Origin of the sequence: Pedobacter arcticus A12, from assembly GCF_000302595.1 — a bacterium.
GTDB lineage: Bacteria > Bacteroidota > Bacteroidia > Sphingobacteriales > Sphingobacteriaceae > Pseudopedobacter > Pseudopedobacter arcticus.
This window is the reverse complement of record NZ_JH947127.1, coordinates 493991-511544: the sequence shown is the minus strand read 5'-3', so window position 1 is coordinate 511544 and position 17554 is coordinate 493991. Positions and strand designations below refer to the sequence as shown.

11 protein-coding genes are annotated in these 17554 nt (G+C 38.4%); 4 read left to right on the top strand and 7 right to left on the bottom strand.

Translation table 11 applies throughout. The annotated features are described in order from the left end of the window. The first annotated feature begins 6 nt into the window (after positions 1–6). The 4 genes from B176_RS20360 (at position 7) to B176_RS0113815 (ending at position 4537) form a co-directional block, all read left to right on the top strand. Positions 7–1218, top strand: coding sequence for a gliding motility-associated C-terminal domain-containing protein (locus B176_RS20360; RefSeq protein ID WP_017259418.1), 1212 nt, complete (start codon positions 7–9; stop codon positions 1216–1218). Continuing rightward, on the top strand, positions 1211–2194 hold the full coding sequence (locus tag B176_RS0113825; RefSeq protein ID WP_017259417.1) for a PorP/SprF family type IX secretion system membrane protein: 984 nt from the start codon (positions 1211–1213) through the stop codon (positions 2192–2194). The genes B176_RS20360 and B176_RS0113825 overlap by 8 nt, the downstream gene beginning before the upstream one ends. A 4-nt stretch (positions 2195–2198) precedes the next feature. Then, positions 2199–4220 (top strand): OmpA family protein, encoded by a 2022-nt coding sequence (locus tag B176_RS0113820; RefSeq protein ID WP_154647990.1) that lies wholly within the window; start codon positions 2199–2201, stop codon positions 4218–4220. 122 nt (positions 4221–4342) lie between these two features. Continuing rightward, complete coding sequence (locus B176_RS0113815) at positions 4343–4537, top strand: hypothetical protein (protein ID WP_017259415.1); 195 nt, start codon at positions 4343–4345, stop codon at positions 4535–4537. A 43-nt stretch (positions 4538–4580) separates the two neighbouring features. Here the strand turns inward: B176_RS0113815 and B176_RS0113810 are convergent, their stop codons facing one another. The 7 genes from B176_RS0113810 to B176_RS0113775 all read right to left on the bottom strand — a co-directional run bounded on the left by B176_RS0113810 (position 4581) and on the right by B176_RS0113775 (position 17495). After that, positions 4581–6881 (bottom strand): glycoside hydrolase family 20 protein, encoded by a 2301-nt coding sequence (locus B176_RS0113810; protein ID WP_017259414.1) that lies wholly within the window; start codon positions 6879–6881, stop codon positions 4581–4583. 52 nt (positions 6882–6933) lie between these two features. Further along, positions 6934–8448 (bottom strand): alpha-L-fucosidase, encoded by a 1515-nt coding sequence (locus B176_RS19635; RefSeq protein ID WP_017259413.1) that lies wholly within the window; start codon positions 8446–8448, stop codon positions 6934–6936. 126 nt (positions 8449–8574) lie between these two features. Beyond that, positions 8575–10401, bottom strand: a complete 1827-nt coding sequence (locus B176_RS0113800) for a SusD/RagB family nutrient-binding outer membrane lipoprotein (RefSeq protein ID WP_017259412.1) — start codon at positions 10399–10401, stop codon at positions 8575–8577. A gap of 17 nt (positions 10402–10418) precedes the next feature. Then, positions 10419–13808: a SusC/RagA family TonB-linked outer membrane protein gene (locus tag B176_RS0113795; protein WP_083852721.1), complete on the bottom strand. Its 3390-nt coding sequence runs from the start codon at positions 13806–13808 to the stop codon at positions 10419–10421. 33 nt (positions 13809–13841) lie between these two features. Then, positions 13842–15059, bottom strand: coding sequence for an ROK family protein (locus B176_RS0113790; RefSeq protein ID WP_017259410.1), 1218 nt, complete (start codon positions 15057–15059; stop codon positions 13842–13844). A 375-nt stretch (positions 15060–15434) separates the two neighbouring features. Beyond that, positions 15435–16643: an ROK family protein gene (locus tag B176_RS0113780; protein ID WP_017259408.1), complete on the bottom strand. Its 1209-nt coding sequence runs from the start codon at positions 16641–16643 to the stop codon at positions 15435–15437. A 141-nt stretch (positions 16644–16784) separates the two neighbouring features. Further along, positions 16785–17495 (bottom strand): hypothetical protein, encoded by a 711-nt coding sequence (locus B176_RS0113775; protein WP_017259407.1) that lies wholly within the window; start codon positions 17493–17495, stop codon positions 16785–16787. Positions 17496–17554: the final 59 nt, after the last annotated feature.

The following is a 17554-nucleotide window of genomic DNA, read 5'->3' as shown; positions in this document are numbered from 1 at the left end:
TTATTGATGAAGATTAAAAACAAAATATCCTTTTACAGTTTTTTGATGGTGCTGTTGTTTTCGGCGTCATCCAAAGCGCAATTTGTGAATAATGGCAATAGCTTAACAATACAAAACGGGGCGTTTTTAACGGTTAACGGAGATTTTAGCAACCTTGCCGGAACAATTCAGAATTTTGGAGAGCTTACCGTTAAAGGTAATTGGCTTAATAATGATGCATCTGGAGTATTTGCTTTAGCATCTACCGGAAACACTGTTTTAAATGGTACAGACCAAAGTATAGGCGGGTCGCAAAAAACTAATTTTCCAAATTTAACACTTGCAGGCACTGGCGTTAAAAAGTTATTGACTGATGCTGATGTGAGAGCAACGCTAAGGCTAAACAATCTAGAGTTTGCGGTAGAAGATAAAAGCTTGTCGGTTTTAGGAACTGCTGTTGGCTCAATTGTTTACACCACTGGTTTCGTGAGTACCAACTCAAAAGGATTTTTGTACAGGCATACCAATACCGCTGATGATTATGTTTTTCCACTTGGTTCAAAGCTTAACGGTAGTTTGATTTATCGTCCCGTAACGGTTAAAACCAAAGACAATTTGGATAACACCGTTGGATTAAGCTTTGTTGAGAAAGACCCAACAACTGAAGGTTATGATAGAAGTTTGAAACGTTTCGACGTCAACGAAATTAATCCAAAATATTTTTACTTAGCAGATCAAAAATCTGGCAATAGCTTATTGGAATATCAGTTTCTGTTTGATAAAACGGTAGACGGTAACTTTAATCAACTGGTAAATTGGATAAACTTTGGTCTGTGGGAAAAAGCAGGTGTTTCCAACATCCGTCCACTTGCTACGGCCCAACCTGATATGATGTTGGCAACCTTCACTACACTTAAGCCGGTAAGTAAATTACCCCTAACGATGTCGTTTATTACACCTGTAAATGATCCGATTACTATTTTCAATAGTTTCTCGCCAGACGGAGATGGTAAAAATGATACTTGGGAAATAAAGAACATAGACCTGTTTCCGGATAACGAAATTACTATTTTGAATAGATGGGGAAGTGAGGTTTTTAAAGCGAAAAATTACAATAGCGCAAACGCCTGGAACGGTGGTGGCTTAAACAGTGGGACCTATTTTTACCTTTTAAAAGTAAATATTAACAACGAAGCGAAGGTTTATAAAGGCTTCATAACATTACTGAGGAATGATTAAAATAAAGAAAAGTACACTGATATGCTTTGCTTTATTAGCAAGTTCTTTTTATGCTGTTGCCCAACAAGATGCACAGTATAGCCAGTACATGTTTAATACTTTAGTAATTAACCCCGCTTATGCAGGATATAAAGGGGATTTAAATTTAAGTGCATTACATAGAAGTCAATGGGTTGGTATAGATGGTGCGCCAAAAACACAATCCTTGGTTTTAGACGGTAGTTTTGTAAACGATAAAATGGGCTTTGCATTAACAGTTGTTAATGATAGAATTGGGATTCAGGGGCAAACAAATGCTTACTTAAATTACGCCTATAAATTAAAAGTTAGCGAAGAAGGAACATTGGCTTTTGGTATGGGTTTGGGATTAGCGCAGTTTACTTTAAACACGGGCGATGCGCATTTTAACGATCCGTCTGACCCAAATTTCAATGCTGGAAAGCTCTCTTTTATTTCTCCAGATGCTAAAGCAGGACTACATTTTAGTACAAACAAGTTTTACGTGGGTTTATCTGCAACTAATTTGTTTTCAAAAGCAATTGATTATAGCACAGCATCAAAGAACTTAGTTATTAAACAAGGCCAGCATATTTTTTTTACAGCAGGTTATTTAGTAGATGTTAACGATTTTTTAAAATTTAAACCCTCTTTTCTTATCAAAGAAGATACAAAAGGCCCAACTAATTTAGATATCAATAACTTTTTTCTGATAGGCGAGAAGGTGTGGATTGGTGCATCTTACAGAACATCGGTAAACTTATGGAAGAAGAATAGTACTATGGGTGCAGTAAAAGCAAGTGATGCAATTGTAGGCTTGTTAGAGATTTACGCTGGCAAACGGGTTCGGGTAGGTTACGCTTATGACCATTCAGTTTCTTCATTACAAGGATTTGATAATGGTTCGCATGAGATTTCTATAGGCTACACATTTGGTAGCAAAACAGAGTTTAGTATACTTTCACCGCGATATTTTTAAGGCAATGAAAATTAAACGTTTATTATTAATTCTATCTTGCGCCGGAGCTATCATCTATTTGGTCCCTTTTACCCTTTTTTCAGACGATTTAGGTAAGGCAAATAAGTACTACGAAAAATACGACTACAAGTATGCGATGGAAATCTATCAACAGGTGATGGAAAAAAATCCTACTGTGGAAGTTGCAGAAAAATTAGCCAATTGCTATCGTTTTACCAGTAACTCTATAGAGGCCGAAAAGGCTTACGCAACAGTGCTTACTTTTCCAGGGTTTAACCCAATAAACTATATTTATTATGCCGATGCTTTAAAGGAGAATGGAAAATTTGAACAGGCAAAGCGTAACTATTTAACCTATGCAGAAAGAGTGCCTGCGCAAAGCGACGAGGCAGTAAAGCTAGCTAATGGATGTGATGCTGCGAGAATATGGTTAGAGAATCCAAACTTAAACATCCAGGTTACAAACGAGAGCGGGTTTAATACCAAATATTCGGATTTTTCTCCGATTCCGTATGAGAAGGGGTTTATTTTCGTTTCTGACAGAGAGTTTTTAAAACCACTAACCGATAAAAGATCTCCTAAAATTTACGGTTGGACAGGCAATCCGTATTTGAAATTATATCAAGCAGAAACAAAGGATAGTGTATTCACTGGTGAAATGAAGTTAACTTTAATGCCAGAGCAGATTAATGATAATTACCATTCTGGGCCGGCAACTTTAAGTGCAGATGGCAATACCTTGTACTTTACCAAAGCAGGTGTTACTACTGTAGAAGAAAAGCCGAAAGGAAAAGATGTTGTTTTTAAGAAAGCTATCTTTTATAGCACCAAGCAAAACGGCACTTGGACACAAGCAGTTTCATTTCCATACAATCGCCCTTTTGAGTATTCGATAGAACATCCAGCTTTAAGCCCTGATGGTAATATCTTATATTTTGCTTCTGATATGCCAGGAACCATGGGCGGTTTAGATATTTTTTATTCAGAGAAATTAGGTTCGGGGTGGTCAAAACCTAAGAACTGTGGGTCTGCTGTTAACACTAAATATGATGAGGTTTTTCCAACAGTAAGGAAAGACGGGAAATTATTTTTCTCTTCAAGAGGGCACATTACCATTGGTGGACTAGATATATTTTCTGCTATTGGTTCAAAAGATAGCTGGACTGAAGCAGAGAACTTAAAAGCACCGATTAACTCATCGAAAGATGATTTCGGGATTTATTATTTCAATGATAATTTAACCGGATTCTTATCTTCTAACAGACCAGGCGGTAAAGGCGGAGATGATATTTACCAGTTTAGTGAACGTCCTAAAGAAATGTTTTTTGCTGTAGAGGGACAAGTGGTACAAAAACAGGATGGTTCGCCCATAGAAGGTGTGCGAGTTTTCTTGGTTGATAAAGATACAGGATTGGAAAAGAGTTTGGTTTCGGATGAAAACGGAGCATTTAAATTTGAGTTAGCACCCGAAACTGATTATTTGGTGAGGGGAGATTTGGATAAATATTTTAACCGCCAACAAGGGCAAATAACAACCAAAGGCGCAACGGAGTCAACAGTTTACAATGTGAAGTTTGAAGTTGAAAAAGGAGAGGAAGCTTATTTAGTGCGGTTGAATAATATCTATTACGATTTTAATAAGTTCAACATCCGTAAAGATGCAGAAGCTGATTTACAGAAAGTGTTAAACTTTATGAAAACTACGCCGAATGTTAACATAGAATTGAGATCACATACTGATGCTAGAGGAAAAGCGACTTACAACATGGAGCTTTCTAAAAAGCGGGCAATTTCTGCCGAAAACTATTTATTAAAAGCTGGCGCAGATAAGGAACGTTTAACCGCTAATGGTTATGGAGAAACGCAACTGCTAAATAAATGTGCTGATGGTGTAAAATGTACCGCAGCAGAACACCAGTTAAATAGAAGAACAGAGTTTAAAGTGGTAAAAGTTGATCCGGTGATCACGTACGTTCCGGGCTACACCTTAAACCCAATTTTTCCATTAATTACAGGAACACAATAGCAATAAAACATAGATTAGATTAACCCAAGAAGGCTGCTTTTGCACAAGGCAGTCTTTTTTTGTTTGCGAACAGTGTTGTGGTAAGATTTTTGTATTCCTATCTGTTATAAAAACAAACAATTATGGCAACCAATAACCCACCCAAACAGCGGACGGAAATAGATCCCGAAAAGATTACCAACCAATCAGAAAAGGTTGTAAATGACCAAATTCCTCATAACCACGAACCAACCAACGAAGAACAGTGGGCTCATGATATTAATGAGGAATTTGGTGATGACTTTGTGTTGCCAGATGAAGAAAGTGAAGGGACATAGTCCCTTTGCAGGATATTTCTTCTAATTAAATTAAATAAAAGAATTAATTCACCGTAATCTCATCGGCAAACAGCCAAGCCGGTTTTCCTTCGCCACTGTGTCCTTTTGGTAGCGCATCTAAAACTTTTGCACTTACCCTTATAAATCTTGCTTGTATAGCTTTAAACTGAGCGGTGAAATTATAGATTTTTGATTTCTCGCTTAACGAAACTGGGTTTTTAATCAGCTGAACCTCCGTGAAATCTTTCCCGTTTTCAGAAACTTCAAATTTGACCCACTGTGGCATAAATATCCAATCGCTATAATTTTGTAGGCATCCCAAAGAAATTGTACTCACAGCTGTTTGGGTGTCAAGATCTATAGTGGCAATAAGGTCTTTTCCGCTGAACCCATGCCAGTACTTACCCACAGCATAAGTTCCTTTAACACCGTCGGTAAGAGAATTTGGACCGTCCGCTTGGTAGTAGCGACTCACAGGATAAGTGTAGTTTACATTTTTACCAATCGCTTTATGAATCACAAAAGTCTGCTCTACAGGTTTTGTTCCCATTGCTTTACCATTTATAACCGTGACCGCTTTCAGCACAGCAGATGAGTTAATTAATATTGGCTCCGTATATCTGGTGCTTTGCGTATCAGGGTCAGTTCCATCTAAAGTATAGTAGATTTCGCCGTTTACTATTTCTGTGCTTAAACTTATAAGCAGTTTGCCTTCTTTAGATATAGGTGTGATATGAACTGTAAAATTCCCCGGCGAGTAATGATAGCCTTTTTGCTCAAAACCGCGGAAATGGTACTTTAATCTCTGGTTAAAATCGAGCCAATCTTTATTTTCTTTTGGAGTCCACACCACTTCAGCTAGTGCAAGCATTCGCGGAAGCACCATATATTCCACATTTTCTTTAGTGGTAATGTATTCTGTCCAGAGATTTGCTTGAGCGCCCAACACAAATTTCTGCTCTTCAGCATTCAATTCATGGGGAATAGGCTCATAATCGTAAACTCGTTTAAGCGTATTAAAACCTCCAATTGCAAGCGGTTCGCCTTCTGGCCCAGCTTGGTAATGATCAAAATAAACTGGATTTCCGGGAGTCATCACCACATCATGTTTCATTTTTGCAGCCTGGATTCCTCCACCTTCACCTCGCCAGCTCATCACTGTTGCTTCTGGGGCAAGTCCGCCTTCCAAAATCTCATCCCAACCGATCATCTTTTTGTTTTTACTGATCAGGTACTTTTCGATACGGGTTATAAAATAGCTTTGCAATTCGTTTTCGTTCTTCAAACCTTCATGCTTTATCCTTGCCTGGCATTTAGGGCAGTGTTTCCACGATGTTTTATCTACTTCATCGCCACCAATATGTATGTATTTGGAAGGGAACAAGGCTGTAACTTCGTCCAATACATCTTCTAAAAAAGTAAAGACAGAGTCGTTTCCTGCGCAATAATTTGATGACATACCTGTATAATCACCGCCAGTTAAAGGAAGCTGGGGTTTTTGTGTACAGCTTAGATAAGTGTAGGAGGCAATGGCCGAAGCTACGTGACCAGGCATTTCAATTTCTGGAACGATGGTTATATTTCGTTGGGCGGCGTATTTGATAATCTCTTTAATCTGTTCTTGCGTATAAAAACCGCCGTATGTTGCTGGCTCACCTGGTTTAGCCTGTGGTCTTGAACTCCATACTTTATCAGTCTCGTCCACTCGCCAAGCACCTATTTCGGTAAGTTTTGGGTATTTTTTTATTTCAATTCTCCAGCCTTGATCATCTACCAAGTGCCAGTGAAAAGTATTCAGTTTGTAAGTGGCCATTAAATTAATGTACTCTTTAACAACCTCGGGTCCAAAAAAATGGCGACTAACGTCCAAGTGCATTCCACGCCATTTGAATCGTGGAAAGTCTACAATTTCCATTGCAGGAACTTTTAAAACTGCATTGGTTCTTATTTGAGGAAGGGTTTGTAGCAAAGATTGTATGCCATAAATAATCCCAGCCGGGGTATTTGCTTCTATTTTAATTCGGTTTGAAGAAACCTGCATTTTATAACCTTCTTCCCCAATTTCTTGGTTGTTGGTTAAACTTAGTTCAATTACATTTGTACTTTTATGCTTAACAGAAACATTGTAACCAGAAATTTGTTGAATAGCGGCCGCTAAAAATGTAGCCACTGGTTTCAAAGTCTTCCTTTTTCCGTTTAGCGAAATAACCGTTTGCGGGTTTAAGGTAAAGCTACCTGCTGTAAGTTTTAAACTTACGGGTTTAGGAATAATGTTGACAGTTTGCTGTGCATAAATTCCTTGATAAAGGAAGACAACAAAGGTGATCAGTAATAGCTTTTTCATCGATTTCTGTTATAGATTTTTTGGTTAGCTTATATAGTTGCTAAACAAATAATTAATTTTTCAAAGCATTTTTATAGAGTCCGATTTCTGCAAGCGTAGGGTTGAGGCGAGATGCTTCAATATTAATTCTCACTTTCCTAGCGGTTACTGGTGTAAATCGTACTAATCTTTTATACCCAACGGTGGTTCCTTCTGTGGCTTTTTCCCATTTTCCATCTTGCCAATAGTCAAGCGAGAACTTTTCAATCCGTTGCCCTATCGTGATGTTTTCTTGTAGCATCAACACATCAAATAATTGCGGTGTTTTTAAATCCAGCTCAATTATAGCAGTTGTGTCTGCTCCATTTGTGGTGAAATAGGTTTTATAATTATTGTCCAATAATGCTTTTGGATTTTTGCCCTTAGCAATTTTTATGTCGGCATTTTTAGCCAGATTATTGGTAAAGGTTTCATCGCGAAGACGCTTCCATTCTTTTAAGTTTTTGATATCACTTTCGTGGATGAGTCCTCTTTGATCCGGCGGGATATTTACAAGTAATACCCCATTTCGCCCTACAGAACTGTAATAAATATCTAAAAGCTTTTCGGGGCTTTTTACTTTATCATCTTCTTTGGCATGATAAAACCAACCCGGACGAAGAGAAACATCAGTCTCGGCTGGATACCAAGCCAAGCCTTTTGCATTTTTTATTTTATCTCGGCTACCTAAGTCGCTTCCACGCATATCACCAGCAGGTTTAAAAGCTACTGCTTGCTGTGAATTTTCTGAAGTTGCTGTAGGGTCGAGGTTATTCATTGGAACAACGCTCCACTCGGATTCCCGGCCATAGCCAGTTTCTGTTCCTACCCAGCGTACATCTGGCCCCATAATCGCAATTACGGCAGATGGCTGTAGTTTACGTATCAATTTATACCAACGTTCAAAATCATAAACCTGTTTTTTTCCGTTTGGACCCTCACCGTTTGCTCCATCAAACCAAACTTCATCAATTTGACCATATTGCGTAAGGAGTTCGGTAAGCTGTTTTACAAAAAAGTCATTATACGCTGGTGTGCCATATATTGGAGCATTCATATCCCAAGGAGAGAGGTAAATACCGAAGCCCATTTTGTTTTTTTTGCAGGCATCAGCAACTTCTTTTACTAAGTCTCCTTTACCATTCTGCCAAGGACTGTTTTTAACAGAATGTTCGGTGGTGGCAGTTGGCCATAAACAGAAACCATCATGATGTTTTGCCGTTAAAATAACCTGTTTAATTCCTGCTTCTTTTGCCGTAAGTACCCATTGGTTTGCGTCGAGTGCAGAAGGGTTGAAAATTTGAGGGTCTTCTTTTCCTGTTCCCCATTCTCGGTTGGTAAAAGTATTTACACCGATATGAAAGAAGCCTGTAAGTTCTAATTGTTGCCATCTAAGTTGCCGTGGAGTGGGCGTGATATTGGCAGCTTTGTAAATAATGTTTTTTTGGGTATCTGAAGGATCGATGATGATTGAATTGTTTTTTTGCGCAAAAGCCGAGCAAGTTGAAAGGACTAAAGCTAAGGCTGTGGTTTTAATTATTTTATCCATAAATCGATTGATTTTTAAAAAAGGAATTTAAAGATAAAAATAAATATTTGGTGTAAATTTTAAAATCTCTCGGTCTTGCTTTATACAATACCGAGAGATTAAAGTTTTAATACTATTTACGAATAGTTATGGCATATCCCACCAAATTCTTCCTTTGGTATCTTCTGCATTTTTACCGTAAGCAACACTTTTTTCTTTCATTTGATCAATGGCTTTATAATAATTAGCGGAGTTCGGGTTAGATCCAGTGCTAAGAATAAGAGCACTTCTTCTTGGCGCAACCAGATTTTTGGTGCCATTCCATACGCTTTCTAAATAAGCGATGGAAGAACCGTCTCCTATTTTGTTAGGAACGCCTGCTCTAACGTCTTCAAATTGAGGATATCCGGTACGTTTCCACATTGCCCAAGCTTCGTCTGGTTGCAATAGGAAGTTTACCCATGCCTGTGAATAAATGCTCTTAAGTCCTGAATACGGAAGATCAGTCTTGAAAGTTCCCATTGTAACTTCTGTAGCCTTAGGTATATAAGCATTAATTGCAATTGCTTTGTATTGGTCGAAAGAAGCTTGGACGCCTTCGTAGAACCACTGAGATGCAGTTTTTCCAAGTCCGTTACCTCCTTTTTCGGCAATCTCTGCCATCATAAAACAGGTTTCTGCGTAGCTAAGATATAATGTCTTCATCTTGATGGTTCCGCCTTCTCTGATAGCACCTTCAGTATCATGCATGAAGCCTGGAGCTGATCTTGCATCAAACCCACCAAATCCTCCATTTTTTACAAATAAGCGTGTTTGAATTTGAGATAGAACACCAAGATTCTGAGGGCTTGAACTGCCTTGAATATTAAATGCTTTGTTTCTTACACCTCCAGATCTTCCATAACTACTGTTAGTAGATTCTGGAAAAACATGCTTGCCGTAATACCGGACGGTGTTTTCAGGTAAAGCTAATTCGGCTTTGGCTGCAACAGTGCCGTTGTCTTGCACATTCTTGTATCCTTTGTAGTTTATTCCTAAATCATTTTCTCTTACCATGAATTTTATTCGTGGATCATTTGTGGATTTTAAAAGCTCCACGAACGGATAAGAGGCATCATAATTTAAAAGTATTGCATTGATGTCATCCACATTATTATTCCAGTCTCTGGTGTGTTTGTACGCGAAAGATGCATCAACAGAAGAGATGATATTACCACTAAAATTTGTTGCAATATCATTTAATACACTCGTCAGATTTGCAGCATCTCTTTTTTCATATCGCTGAGCAATTTTGATGCGCAACGTATTTGTAAAGGCCAACCATTTGTTATAGTCACCATCATAGAAAAAATCTTGTGCCGCAATATTAGTTTGGCCGGTTAAATTCTGTTTTAAAAGAGTAGCGGCATCTTTAAGCTGTTGGTCAAATGTTTTATAAAGTGTAAAGTCTAGGTCGTATTCTGGGAGCGGGTATTTGTCGCCATCAAAAGCTTGACTGTATGGCAAGGCACCAAAAACATCTGCAATACGCCATGCATGGTATACATCCACTACTCTAGCGATTGCTTTTAAACCCTGATAAGTTTTTTGATTATCTGCGGGCAATAGGTCGATTTTGTCGATTATACGGTGCATGTCTCTGCCAATCCCTGTGTAGTAATCATCGTAAAAGGGAAAACCGGGGTTAGGTCCAGTTTCTTTTGCTGGATCCCAATAAGGCGCAGCCAGAACATCGGCGGTACCGTCATCTCTCACGACATACTGCATATAAGTTAAGGTTGTAGCGTATTTTTTTGAGGTGTTATTACGACTTGTTAAGTTGATGTCTTTTGTAGCACCAGTGAACAGAAATTCAGGCGCAACATCGTCCAATTTATCTGGATTTGTATTAATCTCAATAAGATTTTTCTTACAAGATTGTGTTAATACTGCGACAGACAGGACTGCTATTAGATATATTTTAATTGTTTTCATGTTCGTGTTTTTAAGATTTAGAAACGTACATTTAAAGACATAGAGTAACTACGGTAAAACGGAACTCCACCGGTTATGTAGGGTCTGAAAGGGTCATTACTTTGAAGCGATTCAGGATTTTGTCCTGCATTTAAGGTTTTATACAAGTAACCAATGTTACGGGCAGTAAAGTTAAGTCTTGCGCCTTGCACCTTTAACTTACTTAAGAACTGAGAGGGGATATTGTATCCAAGAGTTATTTCACGAAGCATGATCCAGGAGTTTTTGCTTACAGCGCCTCCCGTGTTGAAATTTGTTCCCCAATTGTTAGTGTAGGCATGGTACCATGATGCTTTCCAAGGTTCTACTAATCCTTGATCATATGCAGCTTTAAACGTCATACCTGCAATGGGTGTTCCTGGTTTAAGTGGGCTCATTTCTCCTTCAGCGAAAATAACATTCGGAACTACACCATCATAACGTGTTTGTCCATTATAAGAATCAATCCGTTGCACACCCCCATGTTCTTGATCTCTACCATAAAGAGATTCTTCCAAAGTTCCTTGACTCATTCCGTAACTGTATGCCTGAGAATAAACGTCACCTCCAAATCGGCCATCTACTTGAGTAAACAAGCTAAAGTTTTTGTAGCGAAGATTCGCACTAATACCTCCAACTAAATCAGGTTCAACTTTACCTAAAATCTCTCTCTTCTTGGTAGCAGTGGCGCTAGGATATACATAATCATATGTCTGTACTTTGTACTTAGTTGCTGCATTGGTGCTTTGTGCTATATCGCTAACCACCACCAATGGCCAGCCTGTTTTAGGATCTACATCAACAGTTGCACCCATATCAGCGGTAAGGACACCAAAATCTCCGCCTTCATAGGCCCAAACGTTTGCCCCATCATAGCCACCACTCAACTGCCATTCTTTTATCCCGTTTCCAAAATCAATGATTTTGCTTTTGTTTTGCGCTAGATTAACAGCAAAGTCGAGTTTCCAATCTTTTGTTCTGATCGGATTCACATTCACCAGTAATTCATAACCCCTGTTTTGTATGTTTCCGGCATTAATATATAATTTATCATATCCAGTTTCTATCACCGCGGGGAGGTTTAATAATTGGTTAAAAGTGTTGGTTTTATACCAAGCAAAATCTACAGTGATCAAATCATGTAACAAACCGAAATTAGTACCAAGTTCAAGAGAACGTTGACGCTGGGGTTTTAAGGAAGGATTAGGTTTGACACTACCATTGAATTCAATAGCTGAGCCAACTGATTGTCCATTTTCATTATAGATTGCACCCGGAATGTAACCTCGTCCTGTAGAAAATGACCCGGCAACACCTGCGTTTCCAACATAGGCCAAAGATGCTCTAAGTCTGCCGGATGATAACCAAGAGGGCATCTTCTCTGTAAATTGGTCATAAGGAGAATAAGAAAGGCTTACTGCTGGGTAAAAAACTGAATAGTTATTTTCACCTTCAACATTACCAGGATAGGTCAAAGTTGATAACCAATCATTTCGGCCGGTAATCTCTAAGTTTAAATAATCTTTGTAGTTTAAGTTTGCAACCGCACCTACACCGATAGTAAGAAGTGAAGGGTATTTTGGACCGCCGTACTGAGTTACGCTTTGTACTGATTGTACAGAGTTGAGTAGGAAAAACTGATTCGGTACAGCTAACCCTCCCACAGTGTGGGAACCATAACTCTCTGATAAACGGTTTCCGTAAATCTCATTAATCAATCGGAAATCAAAATTTAAATCTTCATTGATTTTTTTGGTGGCGTGTCCCATAAACAGGAGGTTATAGTCTGTGCTATAGCTTCCATTTACACCATAATAGCCACCTTTTTGGTTCGCCTCATTACCATAGTTTTTTTCTTCTGAATTTATTTTATACAAATTGATATTCAACTTTCCCGAAAAATCCAACCAGGGATTTACCTGTGCTTTTAATTGGGTGTAGGCCAGCAAGGAATTCTCTTCCTTTTCGAAATTGTTTTTGTCAAATTTTGAAAAAGCACTCACTATTCTATCCAGCCCTGAGTTTCCAGGATTCTTTGTTGAATTATCGGCGTTACGATAGGTCGCATACCAATCTACGAAATCTATATTTCGAGGTAAATAATAGGTGTCAAAACCGAGGTTTTGCCCGCCAGAATGATAATATCTTCCTTGGCCATAATAATTTTTAGTTACGGTATTAGCATAAGATATTCCTAATTCGGTAGAAAAAACTTTATTTACATCTCCACCTACTTTGATATCCACCGCATTTCTTTTCAATCCATTATTAGGAAGCATACCCTTGCTAGAAGTATTTGAATAGGATACACGGTAATGAAACTTGTCGCCTGCTCCACTTAAAGCGAGGTTGTTGTTGATGTAATTACCATTTTGGAAAAAAACCTTCCAGCTATCAGGTTGTGGCGAGAATGGGACAAGTTTAGACTGATCATATGGAGCTGGGTGCATGCTGCCGTCCATTTTAGGACCCCAACTATATCCGGTAGCAACCTGAGTTCCATCCGGAGCAAAGTTTCCTTCTCTAGAACTGTAACTTCCTTGGCCATATATATTCTGTAGCTCAATCGGGCTTCTATAAAGATTCTGAGTTTGGTAGGTGGTATTGTATTCAATACCTAAGCCCTGGCCTTTCTTACCTTTTTTAGTAGTGATTACAATTGCTCCGTTTAAACCACGAGACCCATAAATTGAGGTGGCAGCAGCACCTTTCAATACGGTAATTGACTCATAATCATCTGGATTAAGGTTTTTCAGTTGGGAACCGCCATCTACACCATCTGCATCCATTATATTATTTTGTAACACGTTGCCGTCAACTACAAAAATAGGTTGGTTATTGGCTTGCCCTGGGGTGTTCCCTAACACTTTGGCTCCTCTAATTTGAATGTTTGGAGAGGTTTGTACTCCCGCTGCACTCATTACGTTAATATTTACCCCAGCTACCTTTCCTTGAAGTGCTGTAATAGGATTAACAGTATTGGTTTGCGCAATTTCGCTACCCTTTACGGTGGTAACAGCGTAACCTAGCTTCCTGTTTTCTTTCTCTACACCCAGGGCAGTTACAACCACCTCTCCGAGTGATTGGTTTGAAGGTAAGAGGCTGACATTAAGTACTGATGATGCACCAACAGTAAGTTCTTTTGGAGAAAATCCAATAAATTTAAAGATAAGCACATTACCGTTTTGTGCCGAAATTGAATAAGCACCATCGGTATTAGTGCTAACCGCATTTTTAGTTCCTTTTACTTGTACACTAACACCAGGGAGCGGTTCTCCCGTGTCATCTTTAACTGTACCAGTAATTGTTTTTTGCTGTGCTTGTGTCGCCAACGAGAAGAAGGCGAGTAACATGCAAAACAAGAGTCGTGTGGTAATTAATGTTCTCATTGTTTGGTTATTTAGTTGGTTAAAAATTAGATTTCATATATATTGAGGTTGGAAAGTTTTTCTGTTGATTTTCGCCGGTTTAACTGATTCCAGATTTTCCATAATGAGGGCAGCAGCACCTATTAATTCTGCCTCATAACCAAGGTTGGAAACTTCTATTTCGGTGTTTTCTGCTATTTTTGGGATACAGTGTTCGTTAATTGCTTGTTGGATTGGTGGTAGCCAAAGTCGGCCTGCCAGCGATCCGCGTCCACTTAGAATAATTAATTTAGGATTGAGCAGATGTATAAGTATGGCCGCTCCTCTACCGATATTGTATCCCGCTTCTGATAGTAATTCTACTGCGAAACGATCTCCGTTAGATGCTTCAGATATAATAGCATTTATGGTTTCTTCTATATCTGCGTGTGGAAGTTGTTTTATAGCGCTAAGCCTGCCTTCTTTAAGTCCATCTTGTGCTTTCTCTACCATCATCAGCAAAGAAGTTTCTGTTTCTAAACAACCGCTTTTTCCACAGCTGCATAATTTATTGTTAGAAAACAATGGAATGTGACTAAGCTCACCAGCAAGACCTGTATCACCTCTAAATAAATGGCCATTAATAAGCATCCCAAGACCAATGCCCCAACCAATATTAATTACCATTACGGTTCCTCGGCCTTTGGCTTTACCAAAACGCTGTTCCGCAAGCGCTATAAGGCTTGAGTCGTTATCAATAAAAACAGGAAGTCCAATGCGTTCTTTGATATAACCTGTGATACTTTTTTTCGATGCTTCCAGATAGGAGTGGTTGTGACCTTTATTTGCATCAATAAAACCGGGCATTCCTATGCCAATACCAGCTATTTTTTCTTTTGGAATCCCAGACTCTGCAATTAATCTAATGATTGCGTCTGTAATCACACGTACCGCATCTTTATTGTTCTTAAGAGGGAGCGCAAGTTTTTCAATACGTGTTACGGGATTGTTATGGATATCCATAATAACAATGCGACTAACGAACTGATCCATAGCAACTGACACCAGATATAGTATATCTTGCTTAAGCGCAAACGTAACGGCTCTTCTTCCTCCTGTAGAAGGAGCATAGCCTTCTTCTACAATTAACCCCTGCTCTATATGCTCAGCAAGTATTTTCGCTGTTAATGGAAGGCTTTTGTTAAGATGTTTACTTAAAGCTGCACACGATAAGACCTGCTCAAAATAAAGCTGCTTTATAATTTTTTTTCGGTAACCCTCGGATTTATCCATTGGTTGCTTAATATTTAAGTTCGTCTAATTGGTGATGCAAGATAAGATAGTTCTTAAAATTATGCAAGAAGTTTTTAAAAAAATAATAATACTTCGTTTTGTTATGTTAAAAAGGTAGGTAACTTTGATTGCGATAGGGGACAATGTCATTATTTAAGAGGTTTCCTCCGCTTTTCACCATGTCCATATTGGGTGCTCTACCTATTTGTGAGATGTCTCACTGGCATTCGGTATGACGAACGCCTTAAATAATAACATTGGGATATACTCTTATTGGCTTATGGTTTGGGGAGTAGTAGAACAAAAAAAACTCTCCGAAAATTGGAGAGTTTTTTTAAAATGGAGAATGGATTGTGGTAATTTGAAGTAATAATCCTAACCAGATTTATTGGTCTTTTTTGTTTTCTGTAATTTTAGCTCATTATAGTGTTCCATTACTAAAGCAGCTGCGCCAATTAATTCTACGTTGCAACCCAAAGATGAAATTTCTATTTCTGTATAGGCTGCAATTTTAGGAATGCAATGTTCATTTACGGCCTGTTGAATCGGCGCAAGCCACAAGCGCCCAGCTAAAGAACCTCTACCGCTTAGAATGATTAAACCAGGATTAAAAAGGTGAATCAAAATTGCCGCTCCTCTGCCAATATTATAACCTGCTTTTGATAAAAGTGAGATTGCGTATCTGTCGCCGCTCGATGCAGCTTTAATTACCGCGTTAATCATCTCTTCTGCATTGCTGTGTGGAAAATTGCTGATAAATGATAGTTCTCCTTTTTTTAGAGCGCTCGTTGCTTCTTCTGCAATCATTTGTAACGAAGTTTCTGTTTCTAGACAGCCCGTTTTGCCACAACTGCAAAGTTTGTTATTGGTAAATAATGGAATATGGCTAAACTCACCTGCTAATCCATTATTGCCTCTAAAAAGACTTCCATTAAAAAGCATCCCTAAGCCAATACCCCAACCAATATTGATAACCATTACTGTTTTTTTGCCTTTTGCTTTTCCAAAACGGTGCTCCGCCAAGGCAATTAAACTGGAGTCGTTATCGATAAAAACTGGTAGTCCAGTAGTTTCTTGAATATGAGCGGTAATACTTTTATCGGTCGTTTCTAAAAAAGAATGGTTAACTCCTTTATCAAAATCAATTAAGCCAGGCATACCAATTCCAATACCTGAAAACTTCGCTAATGGAATAGCAGATTCTTTAATGGCAACAACAATCGCTTCGGTTAGTGAGGCTAATGCGTTTTTGTTAGCTTTCAATAACAAGTCTAGTTTTTTTATGGGTGTTACCGGCATGTTCTGCATATCCATGATAGCAATCCGGGTAACAAACTGATCCATTGCTACTGAAACAACGTAGGTGAAATCAGGTTTAAGGGCATAAGTAACTGCTCGTCTACCACCAGTAGACGGAGCCAGTCCGTTTTCCAATATTGACCCTTCGTTAATATACTCATTGAGTATATTGGCAGTTAAAGGCAGGCTTTTGCCCAATTTCTCACTCAATGCAGAACAAGAAAGTGCCTGCTCAAAATAGAGTTGTTTAATGATTTCCTTTTGATATATAATGGCTTTATTCACGATCGCTTAGTGGTAATTTTAACGAAAGTATAAAAACTTCTCCAATCTGTGGTGAAACTTGTTGTTGTATCAAAAACTTTATAGCAATTTGGGCGATTATCGGTTACAATGAATAAAAGACGGGAAAAACCTAGAATTCCATTAGCTACCGGTGTTTAAATGATTAACTAAGCTTATCAAAAAATCTTCATCTATAGGTTCTCTTTTATGCTTGGAAAAGTAGGGGTTAAATATTGCGTCACTTCCATCAAATACTTCTTCCAGAGATTTCTTTTTAAAAGATATCGGTTTGTATGCCTTCTCGCCAGGTAAAACAATGTAATAGCGAAAATTATCAATATACTGATCAAAACGGTTGCCACTTTCATACATTCCATGATTCATGTAATCTGCTTTTTTATACTCTGTAGCTGTTTCTTTATACAGAGAATATTTAGTGGTATTTTCAACAAGCGTTTCGAAGAAAACAATTGGTTTAATTAACTCCATCCGTTTAAAAGAATGATTGATATTGCCGTCTTGCAGTATAAAAGAGCGTATATTTTTGTTTTCTACTTTCATAGTCCGCTTATGGTCATAGGTATAATAAAGGTTGTACGAAATTTTATCAAAATAGTATAGAACGCTATCATTTTTTACCAATGTACCATCTATGGCAGTAACCGTTCCTTTTAGCCATTTGCTTAGAAAGAAACGGGCTCCCTTGGTGCTTTCTTTGGCTTCAAGCAGGCTGAGTTCGTAACCAGACGCATTTAAGATATTACCTAGGTTTTGGGTAGAAAAGCCGGTGGTTTGTGCACTGGCTATCGTAGCGTAGCCACAGAGAATGGAAAAAATAAAAAGATATCGCATATCAAAATTAATTATTCGTGTTTTTTAAGCTTTTTTGAAGAGTCGTAATGTTGTTTAAA

Excerpts from the sequence above, each read along its gene's own strand:
- B176_RS0113825 (WP_017259417.1), top strand. The coding sequence starts at position 1,211 with ATGATTAAAATAAAGAAAAGTACACTGATATGCTTTGCTTTATTAGCA.
- B176_RS20360 (WP_017259418.1), top strand. The coding sequence starts at position 7 with ATGAAGATTAAAAACAAAATATCCTTTTACAGTTTTTTGATGGTGCTG.
- B176_RS0113810 (WP_017259414.1), bottom strand. The coding sequence starts at position 6,881 with ATGAAAAAGCTATTACTGATCACCTTTGTTGTCTTCCTTTATCAAGGA.
- B176_RS0113790 (WP_017259410.1), bottom strand. The coding sequence starts at position 15,059 with ATGGATAAATCCGAGGGTTACCGAAAAAAAATTATAAAGCAGCTTTAT.
- B176_RS19635 (WP_017259413.1), bottom strand. The coding sequence starts at position 8,448 with ATGGATAAAATAATTAAAACCACAGCCTTAGCTTTAGTCCTTTCAACT.
- B176_RS0113775 (WP_017259407.1), bottom strand. The coding sequence starts at position 17,495 with ATGCGATATCTTTTTATTTTTTCCATTCTCTGTGGCTACGCTACGATA.
- B176_RS0113795 (WP_083852721.1), bottom strand. The coding sequence starts at position 13,808 with ATGAGAACATTAATTACCACACGACTCTTGTTTTGCATGTTACTCGCC.
- B176_RS0113800 (WP_017259412.1), bottom strand. The coding sequence starts at position 10,401 with ATGAAAACAATTAAAATATATCTAATAGCAGTCCTGTCTGTCGCAGTA.
- B176_RS0113820 (WP_154647990.1), top strand. The coding sequence starts at position 2,199 with ATGAAAATTAAACGTTTATTATTAATTCTATCTTGCGCCGGAGCTATC.
- B176_RS0113815 (WP_017259415.1), top strand. The coding sequence starts at position 4,343 with ATGGCAACCAATAACCCACCCAAACAGCGGACGGAAATAGATCCCGAA.